General features: G+C 58.5%; 23 protein-coding genes. 1 reads left to right on the top strand and 22 read right to left on the bottom strand.

From position 1 onward, the window contains the following. The 11 genes from IEY47_RS17225 to IEY47_RS17175 form a co-directional block, all read right to left on the bottom strand. On the bottom strand, window positions 1–255 hold a 255-nt coding region (locus IEY47_RS17225; protein WP_188984922.1), incomplete at its 3' end, for an NAD-dependent epimerase/dehydratase family protein. 2 nt (window positions 256–257) lie between these two features. Then, the gene (gmd, locus tag IEY47_RS17220; protein WP_188984920.1) at window positions 258–1,382 is read right to left on the bottom strand and encodes a GDP-mannose 4,6-dehydratase; all 1,125 of its coding nucleotides are present in this window, start codon (window positions 1,380–1,382) and stop codon (window positions 258–260) included. Window positions 1,383–1,520: 138 nt separating this feature from the next. Beyond that, entirely contained in the window at window positions 1,521–2,768 is a 1,248-nt protein-coding gene (locus IEY47_RS17215) for a glycosyltransferase family protein (protein WP_188984918.1), read from the bottom strand. Window positions 2,769–2,819: 51 nt separating this feature from the next. Further along, complete coding sequence (locus IEY47_RS17210) at window positions 2,820–4,184, bottom strand: lipopolysaccharide biosynthesis protein (RefSeq protein ID WP_188984916.1); 1,365 nt, start codon at window positions 4,182–4,184, stop codon at window positions 2,820–2,822. A 13-nt stretch (window positions 4,185–4,197) separates the two neighbouring features. Beyond that, window positions 4,198–5,544 carry a UDP-glucose dehydrogenase family protein gene (locus IEY47_RS17205; protein WP_188984914.1) on the bottom strand — a complete coding sequence of 449 codons (1,347 nt, stop codon included), beginning with the start codon at window positions 5,542–5,544 and terminating at the stop codon, window positions 4,198–4,200. A gap of 99 nt (window positions 5,545–5,643) precedes the next feature. Then, window positions 5,644–7,035 (bottom strand): undecaprenyl-phosphate glucose phosphotransferase, encoded by a 1,392-nt coding sequence (locus IEY47_RS17200; protein WP_188984913.1) that lies wholly within the window; start codon window positions 7,033–7,035, stop codon window positions 5,644–5,646. After that, complete coding sequence (locus IEY47_RS17195) at window positions 7,032–7,670, bottom strand: hypothetical protein (protein WP_188984911.1); 639 nt, start codon at window positions 7,668–7,670, stop codon at window positions 7,032–7,034. The genes IEY47_RS17200 and IEY47_RS17195 overlap by 4 nt, the downstream gene beginning before the upstream one ends. A gap of 381 nt (window positions 7,671–8,051) precedes the next feature. Continuing rightward, complete coding sequence (locus tag IEY47_RS17190; RefSeq protein ID WP_188984909.1) at window positions 8,052–10,271, bottom strand: GumC family protein; 2,220 nt, start codon at window positions 10,269–10,271, stop codon at window positions 8,052–8,054. After that, a complete protein-coding gene (locus tag IEY47_RS17185) occupies window positions 10,271–10,807 on the bottom strand; it encodes a polysaccharide biosynthesis/export family protein (RefSeq protein ID WP_188984907.1) in 537 nt (178 codons plus the stop codon). The genes IEY47_RS17190 and IEY47_RS17185 overlap by 1 nt, the downstream gene beginning before the upstream one ends. A 100-nt stretch (window positions 10,808–10,907) precedes the next feature. Further along, complete coding sequence (locus tag IEY47_RS17180; RefSeq protein ID WP_188984905.1) at window positions 10,908–12,122, bottom strand: outer membrane beta-barrel protein; 1,215 nt, start codon at window positions 12,120–12,122, stop codon at window positions 10,908–10,910. A 46-nt stretch (window positions 12,123–12,168) separates the two neighbouring features. After that, window positions 12,169–12,675, bottom strand: a complete 507-nt coding sequence (locus IEY47_RS17175) for a hypothetical protein (RefSeq protein ID WP_188984903.1) — start codon at window positions 12,673–12,675, stop codon at window positions 12,169–12,171. A gap of 955 nt (window positions 12,676–13,630) precedes the next feature. On the opposite strand from IEY47_RS17175, the gene IEY47_RS17170 reads away from it, so the two are divergent. Beyond that, window positions 13,631–14,659: a glycosyltransferase family 2 protein gene (locus tag IEY47_RS17170; RefSeq protein ID WP_188984901.1), complete on the top strand. Its 1,029-nt coding sequence runs from the start codon at window positions 13,631–13,633 to the stop codon at window positions 14,657–14,659. 292 nt (window positions 14,660–14,951) lie between these two features. Here IEY47_RS17170 and rfbC read toward each other — a convergent pair whose 3' ends face one another. The 11 genes from rfbC to pxpB form a co-directional block, all read right to left on the bottom strand. Beyond that, complete coding sequence (gene rfbC, locus IEY47_RS17165) at window positions 14,952–15,500, bottom strand: dTDP-4-dehydrorhamnose 3,5-epimerase (protein ID WP_188984899.1); 549 nt, start codon at window positions 15,498–15,500, stop codon at window positions 14,952–14,954. Window positions 15,501–15,527: 27 nt separating this feature from the next. Beyond that, on the bottom strand, window positions 15,528–16,838 hold the full coding sequence (locus tag IEY47_RS17160; protein WP_188984897.1) for an NAD(P)H-dependent oxidoreductase: 1,311 nt from the start codon (window positions 16,836–16,838) through the stop codon (window positions 15,528–15,530). Window positions 16,839–17,036: 198 nt separating this feature from the next. Continuing rightward, a complete protein-coding gene (gene rfbF, locus IEY47_RS17155) occupies window positions 17,037–17,816 on the bottom strand; it encodes a glucose-1-phosphate cytidylyltransferase (RefSeq protein ID WP_188984895.1) in 780 nt (259 codons plus the stop codon). Between the two features lie 81 nt (window positions 17,817–17,897). Beyond that, complete coding sequence (locus IEY47_RS17150; RefSeq protein ID WP_188984893.1) at window positions 17,898–18,941, bottom strand: NAD-dependent epimerase/dehydratase family protein; 1,044 nt, start codon at window positions 18,939–18,941, stop codon at window positions 17,898–17,900. A gap of 384 nt (window positions 18,942–19,325) precedes the next feature. Further along, window positions 19,326–20,675 carry an acetyl-CoA carboxylase biotin carboxylase subunit gene (accC, locus tag IEY47_RS17145; RefSeq protein WP_188984891.1) on the bottom strand — a complete coding sequence of 450 codons (1,350 nt, stop codon included), beginning with the start codon at window positions 20,673–20,675 and terminating at the stop codon, window positions 19,326–19,328. A gap of 255 nt (window positions 20,676–20,930) precedes the next feature. Continuing rightward, window positions 20,931–21,374, bottom strand: a complete 444-nt coding sequence (accB, locus tag IEY47_RS17140) for an acetyl-CoA carboxylase biotin carboxyl carrier protein (protein ID WP_188984889.1) — start codon at window positions 21,372–21,374, stop codon at window positions 20,931–20,933. 34 nt (window positions 21,375–21,408) lie between these two features. Beyond that, on the bottom strand, window positions 21,409–22,194 hold the full coding sequence (locus IEY47_RS17135; RefSeq protein ID WP_229779499.1) for a putative hydro-lyase: 786 nt from the start codon (window positions 22,192–22,194) through the stop codon (window positions 21,409–21,411). After that, window positions 22,191–23,516, bottom strand: coding sequence for an MFS transporter (locus IEY47_RS17130; RefSeq protein WP_188984887.1), 1,326 nt, complete (start codon window positions 23,514–23,516; stop codon window positions 22,191–22,193). The genes IEY47_RS17135 and IEY47_RS17130 overlap by 4 nt, the downstream gene beginning before the upstream one ends. Before the next feature lie 216 nt (window positions 23,517–23,732). After that, window positions 23,733–24,503: a LamB/YcsF family protein gene (locus IEY47_RS17125; protein WP_188984885.1), complete on the bottom strand. Its 771-nt coding sequence runs from the start codon at window positions 24,501–24,503 to the stop codon at window positions 23,733–23,735. After that, the gene (locus IEY47_RS17120) at window positions 24,490–25,434 is read right to left on the bottom strand and encodes a 5-oxoprolinase subunit C family protein (RefSeq protein WP_188984883.1); all 945 of its coding nucleotides are present in this window, start codon (window positions 25,432–25,434) and stop codon (window positions 24,490–24,492) included. The genes IEY47_RS17125 and IEY47_RS17120 overlap by 14 nt, the downstream gene beginning before the upstream one ends. Beyond that, window positions 25,431–26,201, bottom strand: coding sequence for a 5-oxoprolinase subunit PxpB (pxpB, locus tag IEY47_RS17115; RefSeq protein ID WP_188984882.1), 771 nt, complete (start codon window positions 26,199–26,201; stop codon window positions 25,431–25,433). Before pxpB ends, IEY47_RS17120 begins: the two co-directional genes overlap by 4 nt. Window positions 26,202–26,376: the final 175 nt, after the last annotated feature.

The raw sequence follows: 26,376 nt of genomic DNA, 5'->3' as shown, positions 1-26,376 counted from the left end.
GTTTTCGTAGATGAACTCCGCCGGGTACACGTTATTCGCGTGAATCCCGCCAACTTTGGCCGCTGCAAGATAGACCTGATCGATGCGCTGCTCCTCGAAAAAGCGGCGCACGGCCGCTTGATCGAGTAGGTTCAGCGTATCGCGCCCAGCGGTAACGATATCGCGGTGACCGAGCGCTTCCAGCTTGCGCACGATCGCCGATCCGACCATCCCACGATGGCCGGCTACAAAGATACGTTGGTCGAGCGCACTCATGATCAGTTCTCCAGGCTTACCGGAATCTCGTGGCCCAGCTCTTTGAGCAAGGCATGGCGCTTGGCGGTTTTCAGGTCTTCCTGAACCATCTCCGCGCACATTTCCTGAACGGTGATTTCCGGCACCCAGCCCAGCTTTTCCTTGGCTTTGGCAGGATCACCCAGCAAGGTCTCCACTTCGGCCGGACGGAAGTAGCGTGGATCAACGCGAACGATGACGTCACCGACTTTGACGGCGGGGGCGTTGTCGCCCGTAACCGCTTCGACGACCGCTTTCTCGCTTTCGCCCGAGCCTTCGAAGCGCAAAGTGATGCCCAGTTCTTTCGCCGACCAGGTGATGAATTCGCGTACCGAGTACTGCACACCGGTGGCGATGACGAAGTCCTCAGGGGTTTCCTGCTGCATCATCATCCACTGCATGCGCACGTAGTCTTTGGCATGGCCCCAGTCACGCAGCGCGTCCATGTTGCCCATGTACAGGCAAGGTTCCAGGCCTTGGGCGATGTTGGCCAGGCCGCGGGTGATCTTGCGGGTCACGAAGGTTTCACCACGGCGTGGCGACTCGTGGTTGAACAGCACGCCGTTGCACGCGTACATGCCATAGGATTCACGGTAGTTCACCGTGATCCAGTAGGCGTACAGCTTAGCGACGGCATAGGGAGAGCGCGGGTAGAACGGCGTAGTTTCCTTTTGCGGAATCTCTTGCACCAGGCCGTACAGCTCGGAGGTCGAGGCCTGGTAGAAGCGCGTTTTCTTTTCCAGGCCGAGCAGGCGAATGGCCTCGAGGATGCGCAGGGTACCCATGGCATCGACATCGGCGGTGTACTCGGGCGCTTCGAAGCTTACGGCCACGTGCGATTGGGCACCGAGGTTATAGACCTCGTGTGGCTGCACTTCCTGGATGATGCGGGTCAGGTTAGACGAGTCGGAAAGGTCGCCGTAGTGCAGGGCGAAGTTCTGGTTCTCGACGTGCGGGTCCTGATAGATGTGGTCCACACGTTGAGTGTTGAACAGCGAGGCCCGGCGCTTGATGCCATGTACTTCATAGCCCTTCTCGAGCAGCAATTCGGCCAGGTAGGAGCCATCCTGTCCCGTGATCCCGGTGATGAGTGCGCGTTTCTTTTCCATGTCTTTACCTGCGTCCGAAAATATAAAGATGGGTAGCTGTTTTGCCTGGCAGTCGGCACGGTCCGTGCGCCCTCTGAGCCGGGCGGCAAAAGCGTCCGCAGCTCAGACAGCGAAAAGACCATTTGTTTCCTTGGGGTCTTATTTGTTGGAAACGGCCCGTGAATTCCCGCTTTCCAGAGCGGCTGAGTCAGGTCGCTTCGGGGTGTTATTCGAAGGCCCGGCCTTTTTTTGTTTCATGCCTTTGAGCTTGCTTTCCAAGAGGCCTTGAAGGCGTTCTCGGACCGCGAACAGGATGAGCTTGAGCGTCGGAAACTTATAGAAGAACCGATAGAGTTCGTATTCGGACTCAGCCGTCTGCGGCGCGTGGACGGGCTGTCGCACGAGTCCAATGCCTTCGCCCTCTATGTTGTGCGCAATGCTCAACTCCATCGGTTTCATCGAGAGCGCGAAATTCAGCTCGCCACGTGATTGCGTGCGTGTGAGCTGTAGCGCGTTCCCGCATTCCTTCGTGCCGTATAGGTTGACCTCGAAGTCGTAGTTTCTCAGCCGCGGATTCAGCCGCTTCAGGCTTTCGGGCGCCAACTCGAAGTACGCGTCGTAGATCGCTAGGCTGTCATCGAAATTGCCCATCTGGTAGTCGGTGGCCTGCTGGCGAATAGGTACCTGATAGCGCGAAGACGAGATGTTCATGTGTTGCCCCGGATCCCCGAAGTTGGTCGTCAGGGAGGAGTAGGGGTAAGCGAAATAGAGGTCGTGCGTGATCAGATAGGTGGTGTGCAACTTCAGCCAGGACGACTCGGGCCAGGCCCGGATATCCGGGGGGATTCCTTTGACGTTACTGATATCGGTGCCGTGCTCGCTCAACCACTGGCGGAAGCCGCGCCAGTTCTCGCGCGACCATACCTGACCCCAGGACGCCGCGAGCTGCAGGAAATAGGTCTCGGAGTTCCCATTGTCGATCGGCATGAACGGCAGGCTGGCCGTTTGGTTGAACTGCATGCTGTAGAGGCTGATGCCCGCGACCTTGGGGCTGTTTTCATAGGCAGCCAGGGCATGTTTTGCATATTCATAAAAGAAGGGCGACACGAACAAGTCGTCTTCGAGAACGATGACGTCACCGTATTCTTCGGTAAGGTCTCCGCAGCTGAGTACGTGTTGACGAAGCCCGAGCCGGGTTTCTCGGAGAATGACGCGCTTCTCCCCGTGAGGCCAATCGAATGCCTGAGCCACATGGCCCGGCTCAGGATTCCCACTGTTATCGAGGCTGATGACCAGCTGCACCCCGCCTTCTGCCGGGTAGTGCGCCTTGCTGAGCGACTCCAGCAAACGGGTCAGGCTTTTGGGACGGTTGTAGCCGATAACGATAAGGGTTGGGTTCGATCTCATAGGAGTGCCTGTTCTGAAATCCGTGTCTAGAGAGCTAAAGGCATGGTTGACCTAAGCCGTTGTGTGGTGAGTGGCGCGACGCGCTTCGAACAGCACGATAAGAATCATGGCTGTGTATATAAGGATGGTTGCACCGACGAACGACATAACGGTGGACAGCGCTTCGTCCAAAAGAAGGACGCCTACCGCCAGCGAGCCTATCCGCAGTGCGGTGCTGACGATTTCGAATATCAGGAAGCGTCCCTGAAGGTTCAGTACAGGCACCGCCACGGTGCAGGGTCGACTCACCAAGATCATGTACTCGCCGAGCGCAAGCCAGCGGGCAAACTCACCCGCAACATGCCACTCGCTACCAAAAACGAAGGCGAACAACCAAGGACCTGCTGCGAACACCAGGCCAAAGGGCACCAAGCCCACTAGCCCGAGCGCACAGGTGGCTTTCATCAGTAGCCCGGCAATCGGCTCCTTGTTGTGCGCCGCCTTGCTAAGGCGCGGGTAGTAAACATCGGCTACCGACTTGCCAATGAGGTTGGTCGGCATGCTCAACGTTTGCTTGCACAGCGCGAAAAATCCTGCTGCCGCGACCCCGAAATGGGCCGCGAGTACCAGCGTCGGCAAGTTCTGTGACAGTGTGTTGATGAGCAGCTGTGGAAATCGAAAAAGTGGAAAGTCGCTGTGGCGCAGAGCCATCTCGCGCATTGTCGCCGGGGGCTCGGTATCCGCGTGTTCCGCAGGTACCGAAGCGGGCGCTTGTTTGTGGGCCGTCCGTTTGAAACCGACTAACAGCATCAACGCCTGAAGCGCTTGGCTGAAGGCGGTCGTGCAAAGGAGGACGACAACCGTGGGATGAATCAAACCTGCGAGGCATCGGCCGCCATTGAATACGAGCGAATGCAGGATGCCGGTGCTTGCGGTAAGGCGGAAACGTTGTTTTCGGTAAAGCCACTGCTGAATGATCTCCAGCGCAGCGGCGCTGAACATGGTGAAGGGAAGCAACATTAAATACGGCTCGACGGGTTGCATGTCGAGCATGTTCGCCAGTTGCGTTCCCCACACCGCCAGCAATAATGCGGAAATGCCGGCGAAGAGAGCCCCTGTCAGTAGGGAAAGGCGGATCAAGCTGTGCGCATCGACATCCCTGCGTGGCAAGACGATCGCCATTGGATAGGTAAGCGCGGCCACGGGCACCGTCATCATGACGAGGCTGAGGAAAACCCCCAGAACCCCGTATGCTTCCGGCCCGTACAGGCGGGTGATCACTGGCATCAATGCCATGGTCACTGCCTGCGCGCCCGCGGTACCCGTTACCACGGTCAGAATGTTTCGCAGTAGCCGGTTGCGGGAGGCATCTGCCAGCATCCGGCTAAATCGTCCGCGACTTTCCGTAACGTCGGTTACTTCTTCAGCAATCCGCATCTTCTATCCCGGATCAGGCATTGATCGACTTACGGCCCATGCCGTAATAGTCGAAACCGTCACGCTTGATCTGCGTCGGGTCATATTGATTGCGGCCATCGAAGACCAGCGGTTGCTTCAATAGCTTTTTCAGTGCCTTGAAGTCAGGACGACGGAAAGGTTTCCACTCCGTCACCAGCAGCAATGCGTCTGCATCGATGGCCGCTTCATACTGACCTTCGGTGATTTCCAGAACGCCGTCTTTGAAATACGACTCTGGAAATTCACGTGGCGCGGTTTCCGTGGCAACGGGATCGAACGCACGTACCTTGGCGCCCGCTTTGATCAGGCTGTTGATCAACACAACGCTAGGCGCTTCGCGCATGTCGTCGGTACCGGGCTTGAATGCCAGGCCCCAGACACAGAAAGTACGGCCAGCAAGATCACCGTTGAAGTGCGTGGTGATCTTGTCGAACATCGACTGCTTTTGCAGCTCGTTCCGCGCTTCGACCGCTGCCAGCAACTTAGGCTCGAAGTCAGTCTTATGAGCGATATTGATGAGCGCTTTCACGTCTTTCGGGAAGCATGAGCCGCCGTAGCCGCAGCCGGCATAGATGAAGTGGTATCCGATGCGCTGGTCGGAGCCGATCCCCAGACGAACGTTTTCGACGTCGACATCCAGGCGATCGCAGAGGCTGGCGATTTCGTTCATGAACGAGATCTTGGTCGCCAACATGGCGTTTGCGGCGTATTTCGTCATCTCGGCATCGCGGATGCCCATCATCATCATGCGCGGGTGATTGCGAGTGAACGGTGCGTACAGCTCCGTCATCGTCTTGCGAGCCCACTCGCTTTCGGTACCAACAACGATGCGATCAGGGTGCATGAAGTCGTCGACCGCTGCGCCTTCCTTGAGGAATTCAGGGTTCGAAACGACATCGAACTCGATATCGGCACCGCGTTGTTGCAGTTGTTCGTTGATGGTCGCGCGAACCATATCGCCCGTGCCGATCGGTACGGTGGATTTGTTCACCACGATGGTTGGGCGCTCCATCAGGCTGCCGATCTGACGGGCAACTTCCACGACGTAGCGCAGATCGGCAGAGCCGTCCTCGCCCGGAGGCGTGCCTACGGCAATGAACAGTACGTCCGAGTGCTTCATGGCTTCGGCGAGCGACGTGGAGAAATGCAGGCGCTTGGCTTCGAAGTTATCGCTGACGACGGTTTCGAGACCCGGCTCATAGATCGGCAGAATGCCTTTCTTGAGGTTCTCGATCTTTTTGGGATCGACATCGACGCAATAGACGGTGTTGCCCATCTCCGCGATGCATGCGCCGGTGACAAGCCCGACATAGCCGGTTCCGATAACTGTGATGTCCATGAAGAGGTCCTCTCTTGAAGCGTAAGCATTGCGTCGGCTGTCATGAGCGGTCGCTCATGACAGCGGTTGGTAGTGAGCAGGCGTATCCGACCGGTGAGATCAGTAGATGTTTCGCGAAAACAGCGTAAAAGGCGTTTTTATGAGGATTTTTATGTCAAGCCACAGCGACCAGTTGTTGATGTAGGCCAGGTCCTGCTCGACGCGCTGTTCCATCTTTTCCAGCGTTTCGGTCTCGCCACGGTGGCCCGTTACCTGGGCAAGGCCGGTGATGCCAGGCTTGATGCGATGGCGTGCCATGTAGGCCAAAATCTTGTCGCTGTAATAGTCGTTGTGAGTGACGGCATGCGGCCGTGGGCCTACCAGCGACATCTCTCCGCGAAGCACATTGAAAAGCTGCGGCAATTCGTCGATCGACGTGCGACGTATGAAGCGGCCAACAGCCGTAACACGATTGTCATCCCGTGTAGCCTGCTTGACGACACTATCGTCGTGCACGCGCATAGAGCGGAATTTGAAAATCTGGATCACTTCGCCGTTCCAACCATGCCGGGGCTGGCGAAAGAAGACCGGCCCGGGAGAGGACAGCTTCACCGCAATGGCAGTGCCAATAAGCAGCGGGCTCAGCGCAACGATTGCAGCTAATGCAACCGAGCGATCGATCAGGCTTTTGCTGAAGGCGGCTGCCGGGTGCGAGCTCAACGGTGCTTCATTCAGATAGATAGCGGGCAACTGATCGATTTGAGCGATGGACTGGTTAAGCAAAGGCATGCTGCCGAAATCCGGAACCCACACGACATCAACGCTCATGTCGAGCAAACCGAGATACAACTGCTCGATACGCGCCATTTCTTCCAGCGACACAGCGATATAAACGCGGCGGACGCCGTACTGCTCGGTGATGTCCTTCAGGTTGGGCAAATTGCCCAGTACGGGGAAGCGACCATCGCGCGTGTGGTCATCGGGCGCGGAAGGCACCATGCCCATAAGGGGGATACGGTTCGAGCTATGGAGGCGTTCGGCCAGTTCGTAGGCCCGTGGGCTGCTGCCGACGATGATGGCGGTACGTTCCCGGTTGAGGCTGCGAGCGTGCAGCATCGCGAAATACCTGAGTGGGACGAACGCAATGGCTTGTGCAATGAACCCAAGCAGCGCCCATTTCACGATGATTTCGGCTGCGAACAGATTGACGCTTTCGCTGGCGTAAATGATGACGGTAAGACCTGCCAGCAGCGTGACCCAGCCTCCGGCCAGATGCAGCAGTCCCGATAAATAGCTGTAGCGCTTGTGGTAGACCCGCAGAAGCATGTAAGCGGGAACCGAACCTAGCACCGTCAAGGCAACCAGCAGCCGGTATTCGGTCGGCACTTCGCCGAAGCGATCGAAGGCGAGGTAGCAAAGTACGGCACTGACCAGTGTGATGCCGCACAACCATTGGCCCCAGAAAGTCAGGCCATGGCGATTGGCTGCAGGGTTGGTACGCGGAGCAATCATTGAAGCGCCTCCTGGCAAATGTGCTGTCGTGTCTTGATGGATGCGGCAAGGCTCAAGCAGAGCGGAACTGTCTGTCCCGTGCGCTGAGCGACCGCGTAGATGGAGCGTGCAGACACTTTGCTGCTGGCAATCGAACGACCCGCCGCCTTGAGCACCAGTGCACGCTCCGAAACCGTTAGTTGGGGCCAGGCGCGCAAGCCCATCTGCGCCAGTTCTCGATCGACTTCCTGGTAGCCACCGCCGGTTTGGTCGGCACGAAGCAGCGCATTGCTGAACTCATCGTCTACCTCTTCCAGCTGCAATTTCGCGTAGACCATACGTACCCATGTCCAGGGCCAACTAGGCCTTGCCTCCAGTGATTCGCTAAAAGACAGACGGGCAGCGGCCATATCGTCATGGCCGGGCGCCGCGCCCTTGTCCCAGGCATAAACTCGACCAAGGCGATCGAGATATTCCCCGTTGGCAACCGGGAATGATTCGGTTGCCTCGAGCGCGGCTTCTTTGGCTTTTGTTCGCGCGCTTGCTGAAGGAGCTTCCTTCAGCGTTTCCCAGTACTGCAAATACCGCTCTGCGCGGTAACTGGCGATCCCTGCCTCAAGCATCGTGAAAGAGAACCAGGCGGTGACGAGTGCCACCAGAAGACCTGTCGTTCCTGCTAGCCAATATCTGGCGGGTAGCGAGCTCGACACGTCTGAGGTCCGTGTTCCGCTGACACTGTTCTCCATGACTGGTTCCCGCTGTTCGTCCATGTCGTGTGTTTTTTGAGTGATGCTTCCGACTAATCGAGCGTCTAGAGCAGGCGATCCAAGAGTCTCCTGAACAAATGACCACTTTTCGAGGCCATCGCCGATACCGACGAACGGGTATGCTCGTCACGTCGTTCAAAAAGGCAGGTAAGCGAAAATCTTGAATTGCTAGGGCATTGAGTCTGCGTATCTGGGGCTAGTGCGCCTTGGAACCCGCTCTGCAGAATCAGGTTCGCCTGCCGTGCGGGCAGGCGAACCATAGCGAGGCTCTTAGGCCTTGGCCTCGCTGTAGCCGTGGTGGTCGTAGTAGCCGACGTACTTGCCGTATTTGGCGGCTTTCTTGATGTCCACCTGATTCAGAATCACGCCGGTGATCGAGGCGTTGTTCTGCAGCAACTGACCAATGCTCCGCTGTACCAGCGGGATAGACGTCGCTTCCGACTTCACGACGAAGACCACGGAGTCTGCGACGGTCGAGAGCAGCACGGAGTCGCTGACTGCCTGGCTTGGTGGGGAGTCGATGATGATGCGCTCGTAATGCCCCTTGGCCATTTCCAGGAACTTGGCGAAGCGTGGTGACGCCAGCAGCTCCAGTGGGTTTGGCGGAACGACCCCAGCCGGCAAGATATCGATGTTGCCAACGGTTCGGATGCAATCGTCGGCCTTCGCTGTCCCTGCCATCAGATTCGCCAGACCCGGCGTACCTGCTGGGAAATCGAAGTTCTTGGCAATGGTCGGGCGACGCATGTCCGCGTCGATCAGCAGCACCTTGTGCAGCTGGCCCATAGCGAACGCGAGGTTGGCTGCAACCGAGCTCTTGCCTTCACCAGGAACAGAAGAGGTTACGACGATGACCTGCTTCGGACTGTTCATGTCGGCAAGGGTAATGCTGGTACGAATGGTCCGGACCGCCTCGCAGAAGCGTTTGTCTTCGCCTTTCTCAAACAGATGCTGAACCTGCTTGGCCTGCTTCCGGCTGACCAGCGGCAGGATGCCCAACACTGGAAGATTAAGCTTGGACTCGATGTCGTCGGTGCTCTTGAACGTGTTGTTCAGAACGTCCAGTGCCAATGCGGCAATCACACCGATGATCAAGGACAGCGCGAACGCGACGGCAATGATCAGCTGCTTGTTCGGCGCGCTTGGCTTCGAAGGCGGAATGGCCTTGTCGACGATGCGTGCGTTGGTGGTGTTCATGTCTGCGGTCGCTGCGGTTTCACGCAGGCGGGTCATGAAGGTGTCGTAGAGCTGACGGTTGCTGTCCACGTCACGCTGCAGTTCGCGAAGCTTGAACTCTTTGCGCGAGATGTCTTGGATTTGGTCCTTGTTCTTGTTGAACGAGGCACGCAGCGACTGCTCGTTGGCTTGCGCCAGCTGATAGTTACGCTCGATACCGGCAACCACTTGCTCGACCTGCGCCTTGAGGCTGGCCGTTGCAGCATTCAACTCGGTACGCGCCGCGACCATCGCAGGGTGGCGATCACCGTAACGACGAGACGCTTCGTCTACCTGGGCACGGGCACGTGCTTGCTCGGCTTTGAACTGTTGAATCAGCGGGTGACCCAGGACCGCCGGAATGCTCGCAAGGCGCTCCCAGCCGCCGCCTTCCATGCGACGTACTTGGTCGTACTGGCTTTGGGCTTCAGCGCGCTGGCGGGCGGCGTCGATCATCCGATCACCGGTCAGCGACAGCTCGTTAGCGCTAATGGTCGAAACGCCACCGACGTCCACCAGGCCTTCTGCTTCGCGATAGGCTTGCAGGCGATCTTCGGAGGTTTGCAGTTCGCTTCTGAGTTCGGTGAGACGGCTGTTCATCCAGTTCGAGGAGGACATGGACATTTCCATCTGCGACTCGAGCTGGCTGTCGATGTAATTCTGGGCCAAGGCATTGGCTGCGGCGGCGGCGCTCAGGCTGTCGCCCATCTCGACGGTGATGTAGACCAGTTGACCCTTGCCCTCGACGTACGCGGAGGTGCGCAGCATCAGTGCATTGACGACCTGGTCGAATATCTCGGCTTCGGTGGCAGGCTTGTCACCGCTGAACTCGTCGTCCGAGCTGAACAGGTTCTGGGCCCATTTGAGCATGCCGGAGAAGTTGATCAGTGGAGCGGGTTGCTGGCGCGGGTCGAGATCAGGGTGCTCGGTCAGATTCAGTTCGCGTACGACGCGCTCTGCCACGCCGCGGCTTTGAATGAGCCCAAGCTGGGTTTGCAGGTATTCGCTGATCTGGCCGCTGCTGTCATAGGTCGGCTGGAAATTGATGACCTGGCTGTTCTTGTTCTCGATGATTATCGAGCTTGTGCCTTTGTACGTCGGAGCCATGCTCATGACGACGAGGCTGGCCAATAGCGTGATGATGGCCACGAGTGACAAGATGCTGAACTTGCGTGACCAGATTGCCCGCCAGATACGCTTTAAATCAATGTAGTCGCTATCGTCTTCGGACGATTGCACCTGCCAGGGCAGGTCAGTGCGCACGGGGCTGTTCATCAAAAGAATCCCTGCTCGATGGTGATCGTGTCGCCAGGATGAACTTGGCTGCTAAGCGTGGCCTTCTCGATCTTTCGATCGGAATCCGAGCCACGGATGATGCTGATTCGTTTGGTGGACGCTCGCTCTGTCAGGCCGCCTGCCAACGCAATGGCACGATCCAGGGTGAGGCCAGGCTGGTAGGGGTAACCGCCGGGCGTTTTGACTTCACCGCTGATATAGAACTCGCGATACGTGATGACGCTCACCGAAACGCGCGGGTCTACCAGGTAGCCCTTCTGCAATTCTTCGCTGATCAGGCGCTGGATCTGCCCTGGCGTCTTGCCGCTGGCGTCAATTTCGCCAATGAAGGGGTAGGTGAATGTGCCTGCATCGTTCAGGCGGATTTCCTCGAAGCTCAGGTCCGGTTCCCCGAACACATTGATCTTCAGGATATCGCCGGAGCTGAGCTTGTATTGCGCATTCGCATGGCTTAAGCCCGCGGCGCACAACATGAACAAGAGCGATATAGCTCGTATGACAGTCTTCATAGACATGGAAACATTCCCTCCTTGACGGGTATTTCTCACTGGAGCCGGCGATATTTACGGCGAGGATAGAAGGACCGTGGATACGGTCCTTCGTTCCCGCCGGGTGTCAGAGACTGAGCTCGAGGCCCAGCAGGTAGATGTTGCGTGTGTAGTCGCGTCTTGCGTCGTTGGAATCGTTATCCAGGCGGCGGTAGCCAAGCGAGACGTCGACCCAGCGAACCGGGGAATAAATAACGCCCGCGCCGTAGCCAGTTAGATCATCGTTACGCCCGCTGCTTTTGTATTCCCGGTCTGCAAGACGGTACTCGAGTTCGGTGCGGATGAACGGCGACCACTCGTGCTTCCAGCCCAGTGATGTGGTCTGGTTGCGAACAGTGCTAGCGCCATCGTCGCCTTCGTCAAATGCCCGACGGCTTGCAAGCGTGAACGTGGAGTAAGTGCGAGGGCTATAGGAAACGCTCGCTTCCCACATCGGAGTGGTGTAGTCGCTGCGAGTGCTGTCTTCGAAGTTCTTTCGTTGGGCGCCTAGGCGGATGTTGCCCTTGGTCTTTGCTGTCGCATCCCAAGTCGCACCACCCAGCAACGCATAGTTCGTACTACTGCGCCGAGAGGTATCGTTCACATAGTCGTAGTCAGTGACACGGCCCTCGAGCAGCGTCTTGGTACGAGCGCCAAGCGCGTGGTACCAGACGGTATTCAACTGAACACTGTCGAACTCGCGGTCGTCATTGAGCCCGCCGCCGTTGAAGTAGCGACGCGCTTCATAGTTCGCGCCGACTTCGATCTGATTGCGTGCCTCGCGCGCGCCAAACGTGTAGGTGGCACCCGCGATCGAACGGCTGAACTTGTCGTTCTCGTCATCGGAAACGACGTACTCGGTGCTGTTATCGCCGTCGACTGGGTTGTCGTTCTCCCAATAGAAAACATCAGCGACCTCTTCGACGCGATGGTATTGGAGGTTCCATGCCAGGCGGTGGCGAGAGGTGAACTCCATGATGCTGCGAAACACCAAATGGTGATCGGTATTCGTGGCTTCGGAATCCGAATGGTAGATATCACTGTTGAAGCTATATTCGAGCTGGTAGGCGCTGTTTCGGTCTTCTGCGCTGAGCAAGAACGTCGGGTTGATGCTCGTAATCCAAGAAGACGTCTTTTCTTCGTCCCGTAAGGCACGAATGTTGTCGTCATACGACTCGCTGACCGCCAACGTTGGGGTGAACTCGAATCCCCAGATGTTCATGCTACGGGGTTCGTCGATAGCCCAGGCATTTGCCGATACGGCGCCGGCGACCGAGAGGGCGAGAAATTTAGGTAACTTCATTATTGGAGTCCGTTCTGCTGAGTTGGAGGTGTGGCTGGCGAGCGGCCTAGCTTGCGCTGGCTGTCGCACGAATTGCCGAGCCGCCACCCGATCCGCCCGCTGGCAGGTTTAACCCCTGGCCACGCTCGAATTGGGACTGCGACGCACCCGCGGCGGTCGGAAGATCTTCGGTCAATGCCGCAACGACCAGCTCGACCTGATCCGGCGCTTGGCTGGCTATGACCTCGATAATTTCGTTTAGTTGATCTGGCGCCGCCGCAAATGCCGCTTTTGCGATGACAACTGCCTGATCTGGATACTGCGACACAGCAGCGCCAACGATGTCGGCGGCGGAATGACCGCAGGTAACAATCCAATTAGTCACGGCTTTGCCGAGTACTTCGTCGTTTGCATTGATTGGCACATAGGCCTGTGCAGTGGATTCGCACTGCGTCGACGACTTCGTTTGAGCGAATGATGGAGCGGATACCAATGCCATGGTTATTGCGATGGCTACTGCGGTCTTGCGCATGATCAACGTCCTATGGTTTGCACTGTCGAAGATGAATTCCATATTCGCCATCTTCCACGCGGCTCCAGTGGGAGCGCATGTACGACAGCAGGGTCGGGCAAAGGTGCCGCAGGCGCGTCACCGTTCGGCGCCAGTTCTTCACTTAAGGTCGGCGTTAAAGAGAGCTCTGAAGTTGGCTGGGCCGGGGATGAGGCGTTCGTTCGCTCGGCGAGGGCGCATTCATGACGATGCGCGGGACCGTTTGGCCAGGTGTATCGTGCCGGAGCTCCATTCTTTTCCAGCCATAAACAGGGCGGCCTGGCGCGGCTCGGGCCAGGGCGGCGCCGACGGCCATGTGGACACTATGGAACGAAGCGTATTTTCTGGGAGAAGACGTCGTGAGATGGGCGGCGTAAGGCGATTGGCGCGTAGCAGAGCGGGTAGGCCAAATCGATAAACGATGAGGGTCGCGATCCTTTGTCATTTGATACATGCGCACTCCTTGCGGTATCCCACCAATACAGCGGTCTAATGGCACTTCACTGGCTATGTTTGCCTATGCCGTAGTGGACTCGTCAGGCAAAACGAAAGTTCATTGATCTGCAACAAATCCAGCGAACGGAAAAGGCGCGTTTCGGGCCCTTAATGACGTCCTGATGGGAAATCTGTAACACGCTTTCAAGGGGGGCCGAGGCGGTGTTGCCGCCTTAACGCCAGGCGTGTGATCGATTTTGCATCTCCGAAACTATACCCCTGGTCCGATGCATTACCGCTTTCCTTGGGCGCTTATTTGCGACAAAAAGGGCGGCCCATTCCGAATCTGACGAGCGGACGGCACTTTCAACGAAACGGTTGGCGCGCACCTGAGGTCAGAGAGCTAGTGCATCGCAAAACTCGTGGTTTTTAAAATGCCGTGTCACCGTATTGTCACTCCGCCGGTCATGCCGTGGCGGGTGATCAAGTCGCATGATCGATTGATAGCCCCAATTTCTATAATGGTTTTTCAAGGAAGGTTACCATGCAGAAAATCTACGCTGTAGTCCTGACTTATAATCGAAAGGAACTCCTGGAGCGCTGCCTTAGAGCGGTTTACGCTCAAACACGCCCATGCGATGGCGTTATTGTCGTAGATAATGCGAGTACCGATGGTACCGAGCAAATGTTGCAAAGCGCGGCATTTCCTGGGTTGAAATTCTTCGTTCTATCTAAGAATGTTGGCGCCGCGGGTGGCTTCAATGCAGGCTTTCGTTTGGCCTATCAGCAGGGAGCCGACTACGTCTGGATGATGGACGACGATGTTATTCCTGATCCGGATGCGCTCGAGCAGCTGACCAATGCTGAAAGTCTGCTAAATCGCAAAGAGGTAGATCATTCTTTCGTATTGTCCACTGCATTTACGGAAGAGGGCGAAATCACCAACTCTCCAGACTGCGACCATCGTTTGAACAAGATGGGTTACGAGGGTTGGCCGGCACTTGTCGAGCACGGGATGGTGCCTGTTTCGCGGGCGACGTTCGTTTCTATTCTCGTGCCACGGCATGTTCTGCAAGAGCACGGTGTACCCATGGCCGCGATGTACATATGGGGTGAAGATTCCGAGTTCACGACCCGTATCAGTCGCAAGGCACCTGGGTTCCTCGTGGGTTCGAGCAAAGTCCAGCACCTTCGTCAGAAGGGAGGGACGCTGAGTATTCTTACTGAAGAAAACCCTGCTCGTATTCGCTATCACCGTCATTTCATCCGCAATCAGGCCTATATGCTGCGCAAGTATGGCCGTACGCGAAAACTAGTGACGTTCACCTGGCGACAATTGAGGCTCTCCAGCAAGTTGATGGTCGCAGGCGAATTCACTAAGGCATTCGTAGTCATGCAGGGGCTTTTTTCCAGTTTTGGCTTCAACCCTAATATTGAGGCTGCAGATGCACCGCTGGAAACGCTGGGTATAACGGTGAGTTCGCCTTTTATTCCGGCTGTTCCTGAAACGCGTGACTTTGCCCCGCGCGAGATCGAAGTGCCGCAAATGGTCGGCGTGCTTCAAAGTGCTTGAGTCTGTTGCAATGAAATAGATGATGCGTATCCAAAAAAGCCCGGACTATCCGGGCTTTTTTTTGAAAAAAATAAGGTCGTATAAACGTTCGTCAGAATCAATTTTTGAACGAGCCGCTTGAAAAAGGACTAGCCGTTAGAGATGGGCGAAAAGACGAGATAATGTGCAGGAAATGAGTGCTGTCTTTCTTCAAATGCATCTATAGATACAGCGCCCAGGAATGGATTCAAACCCTATTAAATAAATAAGGGACTCACGAAGAAGTCCCTTAGGTGCCGCTACCGTTTATTGATCAGAAAAGGGGTTCGGTTCTTTCCGCAATCAGAGGCCAAGCGGCATCTTTATCTGAAATGGTGGTCACTGGCAGCGGCCACTGGATACCGAGCTTTTCATCGCTGTAGCGCAAGCCGCGTTCTGCAGAAGGCGTGTAAGGCGAGGACACGAGGTAGCTGACTTCGACATCGTCCGTCAGGGTTTGGAACGAATGCGCAAAGCCCGGCGGTACGTATAGCTGGTGCATGTTGCTATCGGTCAGCTCGAATGCCTGATGCTGCAGGTAGGTTGAAGACTCCTCACGAATGTCGACGATGATGTCGATGATCGCGCCGCGTAGGCAGCGGATGAGCTTCGCTTCCGCATAAGGACGCATCTGGTAATGCAGCCCACGCAGAGTGCCCTTGTGTGCAGAGACCGACATGTTCTGCTGAACGAAGGATGTAACCATTCCGTGTTTGGCAAACTCTTCCTGGCACATCGTGCGTGCGAAGAAGCCACGGTCGTCGCCGCGTTTTTCCAGTTCGATCAGCCAGGCATCGTTCAGTTGGGTCTTGTGAAACTTCATTGGAATTCTCCGGAAGGCCCGCTTGGGTTAGCGAGCGAACATGCGTTCTTGTTCAGCGTAGAGTTCATCCACGAGACGACCTGGCGGTATGATCACGTCGTCGAACGTAAGCGGCTTGTCTTTCGGAACGCCGTGCTTGAGCGTGCAGCCAAGTGCCAAGCCAATGGGTAGCAGGTTTTCCTGGCGGACTTCGTCCATGTTTTCGGCCACGCCGTAGACTTCGTACCCACCAAAATCCTCGATGACTTCGCCTTGGGCCAAGTCCTTCTTCGCCACCGCGATCACGCCGACTTTCGGACCGCCATCCGGGGTCAATACCGGATCCTGGAACAGGACCGCGCGAGCAACCGAGTTCGGTACTTCGAAATGGCAGAGGTGATAGGGCGTATAGAAGCAGTAGTACGGACCCTTGCCGAGCTTGTAGAGCTCGAGATAGTGACGCTGGCGTGCGTTCTCGATGGTGCCAAGTACGAATACGCCGGGGCCTGGGCGCGCACCGACCACGTAATCGACGATGCCAGGACCGTTCGGGTCGATGTGTTTTTCGAATGCTTCGACGGTTTGCTCGATAGGCGTAAGCGGAGCGCCGGGATCGCCGCCGGAGAAGTCGGGGCCAATCATGCCGCGACGAGCGACCTGCATGCCCGTACCGTTGGCGACGATGGCCTGCTCGAACGAAATCTTCGTGCCGTCCGCAAAGGACGCCACCATCGCGGGCTTCTGCCCCCATCGCTTGGCAAACGCTTCTTGAGTGGTTGGATTGCGATACGGGTCATGGAGACCTTTAATGTTTCCGCACAGTACGGGACGCACCCCGAGGCCGGCCGCAAAACGGAAAAGGTTCATTTGCACGCCCGGCTGATCTCCGTCGGAGAACGTGTAGATCACGCCTGCGGCATCGGCTTTGGCTTTGAGGATCGGGCCAATGGTGCCATCGAGTTCGGCATTCATCTGCACGACGTGCTTGCCGGTTTCGATCGCCGCAAGAATGGCATGTGCGGCGAACTCGATGGAGCCGGTGACCTCGATGATCGCGTCCAGGCCTTCGGCCTTCGCTAGCGCGACGGCATCTTCCGTTACGGCAGGACGACCGGCGGCAATGGCCGCTTCCAATTCCGCCTGGGTTTCACAGCGTACGGGCTCAATGCCGGCCTGATCGAATACGCCGAAGGCCGGTGCGATGTTTCGGTTGGCAACCGCGCAGAGCGTCATGCCCTTGGTCGCCGTCAGTATTTGTAGCGCGATGCCGCTGGCCTGGAAGCCAGCGCCAATCATGCCTACGCGAATCGGCTTTCCCTCGGCCTCGCGGCGGGCCAGGGCAGTATCGACAATAATCATGAAGCCTCCAAAGGGCCGTGCTATAGACGACCCGACCAATCGCCGTGCGACTTCAAATCGACGGATCTTCGATAAGCGCTAGCGGCCGGGCCGTGCGCTGTCGGATCGTTGGTAATGTGCGCAAAGGCAATGAGCGGTATCAGTGAACGGTGGGACGGGCGCTCGATCGTTCGAACGCCCGCCATCTGCTCGCTGCCGTTATTTTTGCCAGGTCTTCCAAGGAGCAGTGCCTTTCTCCCACAGCCCTTCGAGGACCATTTTGTCGCGGAGAGAGTCCATGCTCTGCCAGTAGCCCTCATGCACATAGCTACCGAGCTTGCCTTGGGCGACCATGCGATCCATCGGTTCGTTTTCCCAAGTGGTCTGGTCGTCGTCGATGACCTCGAACACTTCTGGCTCGCAAACGAAGAATCCGCCATTGATGAGGCCGCCGTCGGTTGCCCCTTTTTCACGGAAGTTTTCGACGTGCCTGGTGTTTTCGCTCAAGCGCAGCGAGCCGTAACGGCCAGGTTGGACAACGGCGGTCAGCGTGCACCAGTTATTGGACGCGCGGTGGCTTTCGATCAGGTGGGGGATGTTCACATCGCTCACGCCGTCACCATAGGTGAGGCAGAACGGTTCGTTGCCGAGGACGTGACGAGCGCGCTTGAGGCGGCCGCCGGTCATGCTGTCTGGGCCCGTGTCCAAAACCGTGACGCGCCAATCTTCGTTCGTGGCTTGCAGCCAGTCGATATGGCCCGTCTTGAGATCGATGGTGTAGTCGGTTTGGGTGCCGCGGTAGTTCAGGAAGTAGTTACGGATGTAATCGACCTTGTAGCCGCCGAGTACGACGAAATCCTTCAACCCGTGGTGGGCGTACATTTTCATGATGTGCCAAAGAATCGGACGCCCGCCTACTTCGACCATCGGCTTCGGGCGAATCGAGGTTTCTTCACTTAGCCGGGTACCAAAGCCACCCGCAAAGATTGCGACTTTCATGATTAACCTTCCTTGTTTCGATTTATGGGGGAGCGAGCGGGGCCGTCAAACGGCGCCCGCCGTTGGATGAATGCGCAGCGTTTACTGCCAGGCCAGCCGTTCGGAAAGGCGACCGTCGGTGATGTGGCCCTGCAGGACATGCAGTCGCATCAGCGGTGAGGTGCGGAATTGCGCATCGGAGAACTTCATGCGCTTGAGCCCGTCGATCAAGCCCTGGATGGAGTCATCCAAGGTCATGATTGGCTGGTGATTTGGGGCGAGTTCTTTGAACAGGTTGAAGTCCACCTGATAGGAGCGGCTGTCCACCGGCGCATCGGTGTTGATGCTAACCGTCGTACCAGGAATCGCAGCGGCCACTGCGTTGGCGAGATCACGAACCTGATGGTTGCGCTCGTTGTTGCCGGTGTTGATACGCAGGTAGCGGCCACCGTTTTCAGCGGGGCGCTGCACCGCCCAGTCGATCGCGCGCGCCATGTCTTTCACGTCGATCAGCGGACGCCAAGGCGAGCCGTCACTGAGGACAGTGATTTTGCCTTCGCTAAGGGCGCAGGCGACGAAGTCGTTCAGTACCAGGTCCAGGCGCAAGCGGTCGGACATGCCGCATGCCGTGGCGAAGCGCAGGCAGGTGATGACCATGTCGCCATCAATATCCGCCAATTGATCTTCCGCACCAATCTTGGATTTGGCATAAGCGGTGATGGGGGCGACGTCATCTTGCTCGGTGCGGGGGCCGCCGAGCGCAACACCGTAGACGCTGCAGCTTGATGCGAAGACGAAGTTCTTCACGCCCGCTGCGGCTGCTGCTTTGGCGATCGAGACGACGGCGTTTTGGTTAATGTCCGCGGTTACGTCCGCGAAGCGGCTACCCATTGGGTCGTTGGAGACGGCCGCCAGTTCGACGACGGCGTCGTAGCCTTGCAGGCGCTCTGCGGTCAGCTCGCGGACGTCACCGTAGAACTGCTCGTCCAGCAGACGCTCGGGAAGCATGCCGGTGCCCGTCAGGCAGTGGCCGAAGTAGGCGTTGTCGAAACCGTGGAGAACGGCATCAGGGTGCTTTTCCGCCAGTTCCTTCACGACGGAAGGACCTACGTAACCCATATTGCCGACGATAAGAATTTTCTTCATTTAGGGCCTCCTTGCCTGCGCCGCTTGCGCAAAATTTGAGGTGGATAATTCCGCCTCAAATGGATAGGTATTGTTACAAGATAGTTCCCGGCGTTTCCGTGATCGGATGCAGGGCAACGCACATAGCCCGACCGCCTTTAGCGAGCCGTGCTGGCTTCGTGATGTGACAGGTAGTTCCCGAATTAGATCGGTACTAGTGCGAAATAATTTTCGGGGCGTGATCTGGTTTGTATGACGCGCAAACGCAGGTGCCTCGGCGTGTAGCGCTTACACCCAGGAAGTCAGCGAATGGAGGGGTACGGGGCGGCGACCGAAGGTAGGAAAAGCCGCAGGTTGCACCCGCTCTATGGAAGCCGAGCGGGGTCAATTCACAGGGCATTGCCGTCAGTGCTTATCCATCCCGAGTTTTTTCTCGAGGTAATGGATATTGATGCCGCCCGCGCAGAAGCCTTTGTCACGCACCAGATCGCGGTGCAGCGGGACATTGGTCTTGATGCCGTCGACGATGATCTCGTCCAGGGCATTGCGCATGCGCGCCAGGGCTTCATCGCGGTCACGTCCGTAGACGATCAGCTTGCCGATCAGCGAGTCGTAATTCGGCGGAACCGAATACCCGCTGTACAGGTGCGAGTCGACGCGAACGCCGTTGCCGCCCGGGGCGTGGAAGTGCTTCACCTTGCCAGGGCTGGGCATGAAGTTATCCGGGTCTTCCGCGTTGATCCGGCACTCCAGCGAGTGGCCCATGACCTTGATGTCTTCCTGCTTCAGCGAGAGCTTGTTGCCCGCGGCGATGCTCAGCATCTCCTTGACGATGTCGACGCCGGTGACCATCTCGGTGACCGGGTGCTCCACCTGAACACGGGTGTTCATCTCGATGAAGTAGAAGCGGCCATCTTCGTAGAGGAACTCGAAGGTGCCGGCGCCACGGTAGCCAATCTCGACGCAGGCATCGACGCAGCGCTTGAGCACTTCGGCGCGGGCCTTTTCATCGATGTGTGGTGCTGGGGCTTCTTCCAGAACCTTCTGGTGACGGCGCTGCAGCGAGCAGTCGCGGTCGTAGAGGTGTACGGCATTGCCCTGGCCGTCGGAGAGCACCTGGACTTCCACGTGACGTGGATTGCCGAGGAATTTCTCCAGATAGACCATCGAGTTGCCAAAGGCCGCGCCTGCTTCGGTGCGGGTCAGCTTGGCAGACTTGATCAGGTCCTCTTCCTTGTGCACCACGCGCATGCCGCGACCACCACCGCCACCGGCGGCCTTGATGATCACTGGGTAGCCGACTTCACGGGCAATGCGCAGGGCTTCAGCCTCGTCTTCAGGCAGCGGACCGTCGGAACCCGGCACAACCGGTACACCGGACTTGATCATCGCGTTCTTGGCCGAGACCTTGTCGCCCATCAGGCGAATGGTGTCGGCTTTCGGGCCGATGAAGGCGAAGCCGGACTTTTCAACCTGCTCGGCGAAATCGGCGTTTTCCGCGAGGAAGCCATAGCCCGGGTGGATCGCCGTGGCGCCGGTGACTTCGGCCGCGGCGATGATTGCCGGAATGTGCAGATAGGATTGGGCAGCGGGCGCAGGCCCGATGCAAACGGTCTCGTCAGCCAGGCCCAGGTGCATCAGCTCCCGGTCGGCTGTGGAATAGACCGCTACCGTCTTGATGCCCAGCTCCTTGCAGGCGCGCAGGATGCGCAGGGCGATCTCGCCACGGTTGGCGATCAGTACTTTTTCCAACATCGGAGAGTCCCCAAGGGGTTAAAGGGTGTTTTCAAGGTTGGTGAGCGCAGCTGTCAGGCAATCCGCGTTCTATGTAGGAGCCAGCCGGGCTGCGATCAGCTTGCTGGCGATGCTTTTGAATAGCTGATCGCCAGCAAGCTGGCTCCTACAGAAAAGCGCTTTATCCGGTCCGAACAATTCAGCGTATGGCGTTAACCAGCGCTTTAAGGACGGTTAAATGCCCTATGACATAGGTCATTGGCGACTGAACAACCATCAAACAATAGTGAACAACGGCTGATCGTATTCCACCGGCTGGCCGTTTTCGACGAGGATGGATTCGATGGTGCCGCTGGCTTCAGCCTCGATATGGTTCATCATCTTCATGGCTTCGACGATGCACAGGATGTCGCCTTTCTTCACGGTGGCGCCCACTTCGACGAAGTTGGGCGACTCTGGTGATTCCGCGCGGTAGAACGTACCGACCATGGGCGACCCGATGGTGCGGCCGTTGCTGCCTGGTATTTGTGCCGCAGCGGGTTCGGTGGCCGGTGCGCTTGCATTCATGGTGGGCAGCTGAGGCGTCGCTGCCGTTGTCATGATCGTCTGCGGACCACGCTTGGTCAGCCGAACGTGGAACTCACCTTCAGTGACTTCCAATTCATCCAGGCCGATACGTTCGACCAGTTCGGCCAGTTTCTCGATGGCAGTGATGTCCATCTGTATTCCTCTTTCGCTATGCAATCGGGGCATCTCAGCTCAGGGCGGTCGCCATTTCATCGACACGCTGGTCGAGCACGAGCATGTGCCCCGGGTAATGGGAAAACACGTAGGGCGCGCCGAGCTCCGGCAGGACGAGTTGCGGTGTCACACCGCAGGCCCAGAACACCGGGACACTGTCTTCGTCCATCGGCGGTACCACGCCGAAATCAGGTTTGGACAAATCGGTGATGCCCAGTTTTGCTGGGTCGCCGATATGCACCGGCGCACCATGACCCGTCGGGTAGCGCGATGTGACTTCCACCGCGAGCGCGACCTTGTCCGTCGGCACCGGGCGCATGCTGACTACCAGTGGGCCCGAAAGCCCGGCAGCATCGCGGCAGCGTCGTGACGTGCGGTACACCGCTGGCGCGGCGCCCGAAACGGGAATGCCTGCACGACGCAGTGGCGCGTCGAAGGTGTGGCTGCAACCCAGCAGAAAGCCGACTGCGTCATCGCGCCAGTGGCGTGTCAGGTCCGTCGGCTCGTCGACGAGGGCGCCATGCGCCCAGACGCGATAGCGCGGCAGCATGGTCCTGAGGTCGATCTGGCCTTCTTTCCCCTCGATGAAGGGGCTGCCGGGCTCGGTGACCGCGATCACCGGGCAGCTCTTCGGGTTCCGTGTGCAGAACAGCAGGAAATCGTACGCATGGGCACGTGGCACGACGGCCAGGTTGGCCTGCTGGTAATCGTCCAGCACACCAGACGTCGGCGTCGTCCATTCGCCTTTTGCGATCAGCTCGCGCAGCTCACGTGGGGTCGAGGGCAAGGGCATGCTCATCGGGCCAGGTTCTCGTGGGCGGTTTCACGCAGGGCCAACAGCGAGAGCAGGGCGCAGAACGCCGCGCCGGCCATGAAGAAGCCTGGCGTCAGGAGGTTGCCAGTCTTGGCAATGATCGACGTGACGATGTAGGGCGTGATGCCGCCGCCGAGGATCGCGCCAATGTTGATGCTGATCGCCATCGCGGTGTAGCGCACGCGAGTCGGGAACTGCTCGGCGTAGGTTGGATAACCCACGGACTGAATGATGGGCATCGGTAGCGTCGCGATGAACATGGCGATTGCGGCGACCCACAGCGAACCCGTGCCCATGACCATCATCATCGGCAGGACCAAGGCGATGTAACCGATGAAGCCGATGGTCAGCACCTTGCGGCGGCCCAGGCGGTCCGACAGGCCGCCCCAGAACGGCATCATCGCTGCCATGCACAGGCTGATACAGGCGATCACCCAGAACACCTTGGACTTGTCGAAGCCCAGATAAGTGGTGAGGTAGATGTTCATGAACACCAGGCCGATCCAGTAGCCCGCATTCTGGCCGAAGGTCAGCAGGATGACGCGGCCAACGGAACCCAGTTGCGTGCTCAGCACTTCCTTGATGGGCGCTTTGGGCGGCTGCTCTTTCTCGAGGAACGCCTTGAATTCCGGCGTTTCCTCGACGTTGTGACGCATCTTGCAGGAGATCAGCACCAGCGGAATGGACAGCAGGAATGGAATGCGCCAGCCCCATTCACGCAGTTGGTCATCCGTCAGCACGCCGGTGGTAATCGCACAGACGATCGCTGCCGTGGCGCCGCCCAGCGCGACGCCGACCGGCGTAAACGCACCGAAGAAGCCACGGCGTCCGGTCGGAGAGGACTCGGCAACGAACGCTGCTGCACCGATGACTTCCGCACCTGCGAAGAAGCCCTGGGTAAGGCGCATTAGAACGAGCAGCATTGGCGCGAGCATGCCGACTTGTGCTGTGGTCGGGAGCAACCCCATTCCGGCGGTCGCTATGCCCATGCCGATAACGGTTGTTAGAAGTACCTTGCGGCGCCCGATCTTGTCACCGAGCCGGCCGAGCAATACGCCGCCCAGCGGCCGGATGAGAAAGGAGCTGCCGAAGACCGCCAGCGCGGCGAGCAGCGAGGCGGTCGGGTTGTCGCCGGGAAAGAACAGCGGACCGATGATCACGGCCATATAGCCGTACACACCGAACTCGTAGTACTCCACCGCCGTGCCGGTGGCGGAGGCGGTGGCGGCGCGTTTGGCGACCGATGACGCTTTTTCCGGAGCAGCCGAAGCCGTTGCCGCATATTCAGGGCTAAGCACGCGAGACATATCTCACCTTTATGTCGATTTATGGAGGCAGTGTTGGCCAGTCGAGCTGGCTGTTTCTTGTCGTCCGTATTGCAGCGGCAATGCCGCGCGAGTCCGGCCCTCTTGTTTTTGGCTTGGTGAATCTCGGCAGTTTTAAAAGGTGTCGGCCCGTTTCCAGCGGGTGTTCGACGAGTTGCTCGGGGTACGACGCAGTGGTTTTTTATGAGGTGGTCTGCGTTATGCGTGGTTGAGTAATGGGGCTTTGACGGTGACGCCTTCTTTTTCCAGGGCCTGGCGAATCGCTTTCGCGAAGGCCGGTGCGCCGGGCTGATCGCCATGGATGCAGACCGTGTCTGGGCGTACGGGCACCCAGGTGCCCCGCTGGCTACGAACCTTGCCCTCGCTCAGCATCGTCAGGATCTGTTCGGTGGCGATTACTGGGTCATCAATCATCGCGCCGGGGGTGCCCCTGCGTGTCAATGTGCCGTCCGCTTGGTAGGAACGGTCCGCGAATACTTCATGGGCGACCTTCAAGCCCAGCGCTTCGCCGGCTCGGGTGAGTTCGCTGTTCGCGAGACCGAAGAGAACCAGCGAGGCGTCGACATCCTTCACCGCCTGGCAAATCGCGTCGGCAAGCGTCGCGTCGACTGCGGCCATGTTGTAGAGCGCGCCGTGGGGTTTGACGTGATTCAGCGAAATCCCCGCAGCGGAGGTGAAGCCCAACAGTGCGCCGATCTGATAGACGACGAACTCGTACGCTTCGTCTGGAGAAAGCTTCATCTCGCGCCGGCCGAAGCCTTGCAGGTCTGGCAGGCCCGGATGGGCGCCGACTTCAACGCCCAGCGCTTTGGCTCTGGCGACCGTCTTGCGCATAGTCGGCGCGTCGCCTGCGTGGAAGCCACAGGCGATGTTCGCCGAGGTAATGTGCGGCAAAATCTCGGCATCACTTCCGACCGAATAGAGGCCGAAGCTCTCACCCAGGTCGCTGTTGAAATCAATGTGGGCCATGAGCGTCCTCCAGCTGGGCGAAGCGCGCGCTATGGGCAAGGCTCAGCGCCTGGGCCTGGTCCAGATCGACCAATGCGAAGTGGATGTCCTCGCCCGGCAGCTTCTGGGCAAGGCGCGGCAGGTCGACGGAAATTACATGGGCGATCTTTGGGTAGCCGCCCGTGGTTTGCCGGTCGGCCATGAGAATGATGGGCTGACCGCTGGGCGGAACCTGAATGGTGCCGAAACCAACAGCCTCGGAGAGCATGTCGGCGGGGGCTTGCAGCATGATTTTCTCGCCGCTCAGCCGATAACCCATGCGCTCCGATTCGTTCTCGATGCGGTAGGGCGTGGATAGGAAATGCGCTTGCGAGGCCGTATCGAACAGCGCCCACTCGCGCCCCGCGACGACCCGGATAGGCGCGTCATCCGCGGCATGTGGAGCTGTATCGCGTGGCAACATCACACGGGGCGGGTTCGCGAAACCGGAGGCAATGCCGATCACGTCATCGCGGCGAATCGGGCGCCCGGCGAAACCACCGTAGGCTCCGCGTGAATAGGTGCTCGCACTGCCCAGCGTGTCATTCAATACGTAACCGCCGCGCACAGCCAGGTAGGCGCGCGCCCCGTTGATCCGTTTGCCGAAGGCGAGCACGGCGCCGGGACGTACGCGGGCGGCCCGCAATGGCCGTAGCGGTTCGCCATCGAGTGTCGCGCCCAGGTCGGCGCCGGCTATTGCGATCACGGCGCCGACCTGGAAAACCAGTTCCGGCCCTTGCAAGGTGATTTCGAGCGTCGCCCGATCCGGCGTGTTGCCGACCAGGGCGTTGGCCAGCCGGTGCGCGTCAGCGTCCATCGCACCGTTCACGGGGACGCCCAGGTGCTGATAGCCGCTTCGTCCCAGGTCTTGGAACGTGCAAGCGAGCCCTGGTTTGAGTACGCGAAGAGTCATGTTGGCTGCCCCGTCAATGCCTGGAATTCATCCGGGGTGATCTCCACGAAGCGCACGCGATCACCCGCCTGCAGCAAGCAAGGAGAAGTGTCGGCCAGATCGAACACGCTCAAGGGCGTGCGGCCAATGAGGTTCCAGCCGCCGGGAAGATCCGTGGGGTAGATCACGCTCTGACGATTCGCCAGGCCGATGCTGCCTTTGGCGACTCGCGTACGCGGTGTGCTGCGGCGCGGGATCGTCAGCGACGAGGCGAATTCGCCGATATAGGCATGACCCGGTGCGAAGCCGAGCATCAGGACATCCACGGGTGAGGCCGTATGCCCAGCGATGACTTCGTTCGGCGTCAGCCCGCAGGCCTGAGCGACCTCGTCGAGATCGGGGCCGAATTCGCCGCCGTAGCAAACCGGGATATCGATCTCCCGCGCGGCGCCGATGGCGGTATCGCTGCTGCTAGTGCGCAGTACCTCGTCCAGTTGGCGGGTCAGGCTGCGATACGGGAGTTCGCCGCTCGTGCTCGGAACAGCGTCTGGCCAGTAGTGGACGCCAACCGAGATCATGCCGGGGACGACATCGGTGATTCCGACAAGCACGCCTTGTGCGCGGCGTGCTTCGATCTGGCGCGCAATCGCGGCGGCGCGGCGATTGGCGTCGAGGCTGAAGGTCTCTGCCACCTGGATGATCAGGCAGGTATCGCCCGAGGGGACGATCCGCCACGCATCTGGGGAAGGGACGTTAACGAGGGATTCAATGGCTAATGGCTGGCCCATGGGCGTCTTCATTGTCTTCGGCAGATGAAATGAAGCGCTCGACGGTCAGGTCCGCCCGGGCGGACGCAGCCACAGATAAAGAAAATCGATCGAAATCAATTTTTCTTCAGAGAGGCTGAAATGCACGGGCCAGACACCGCAAAGCTTTTAACGCCGCCATTTTTCGAGCTGGCGG

It is taken from the genome of Pseudomonas matsuisoli (genome assembly GCF_014647635.1).
Classification (GTDB): Bacteria; Pseudomonadota; Gammaproteobacteria; order Pseudomonadales; family Pseudomonadaceae; genus Pseudomonas_P; species Pseudomonas_P matsuisoli.
This window is presented reverse-complemented; position numbering and strand designations above follow the sequence as displayed.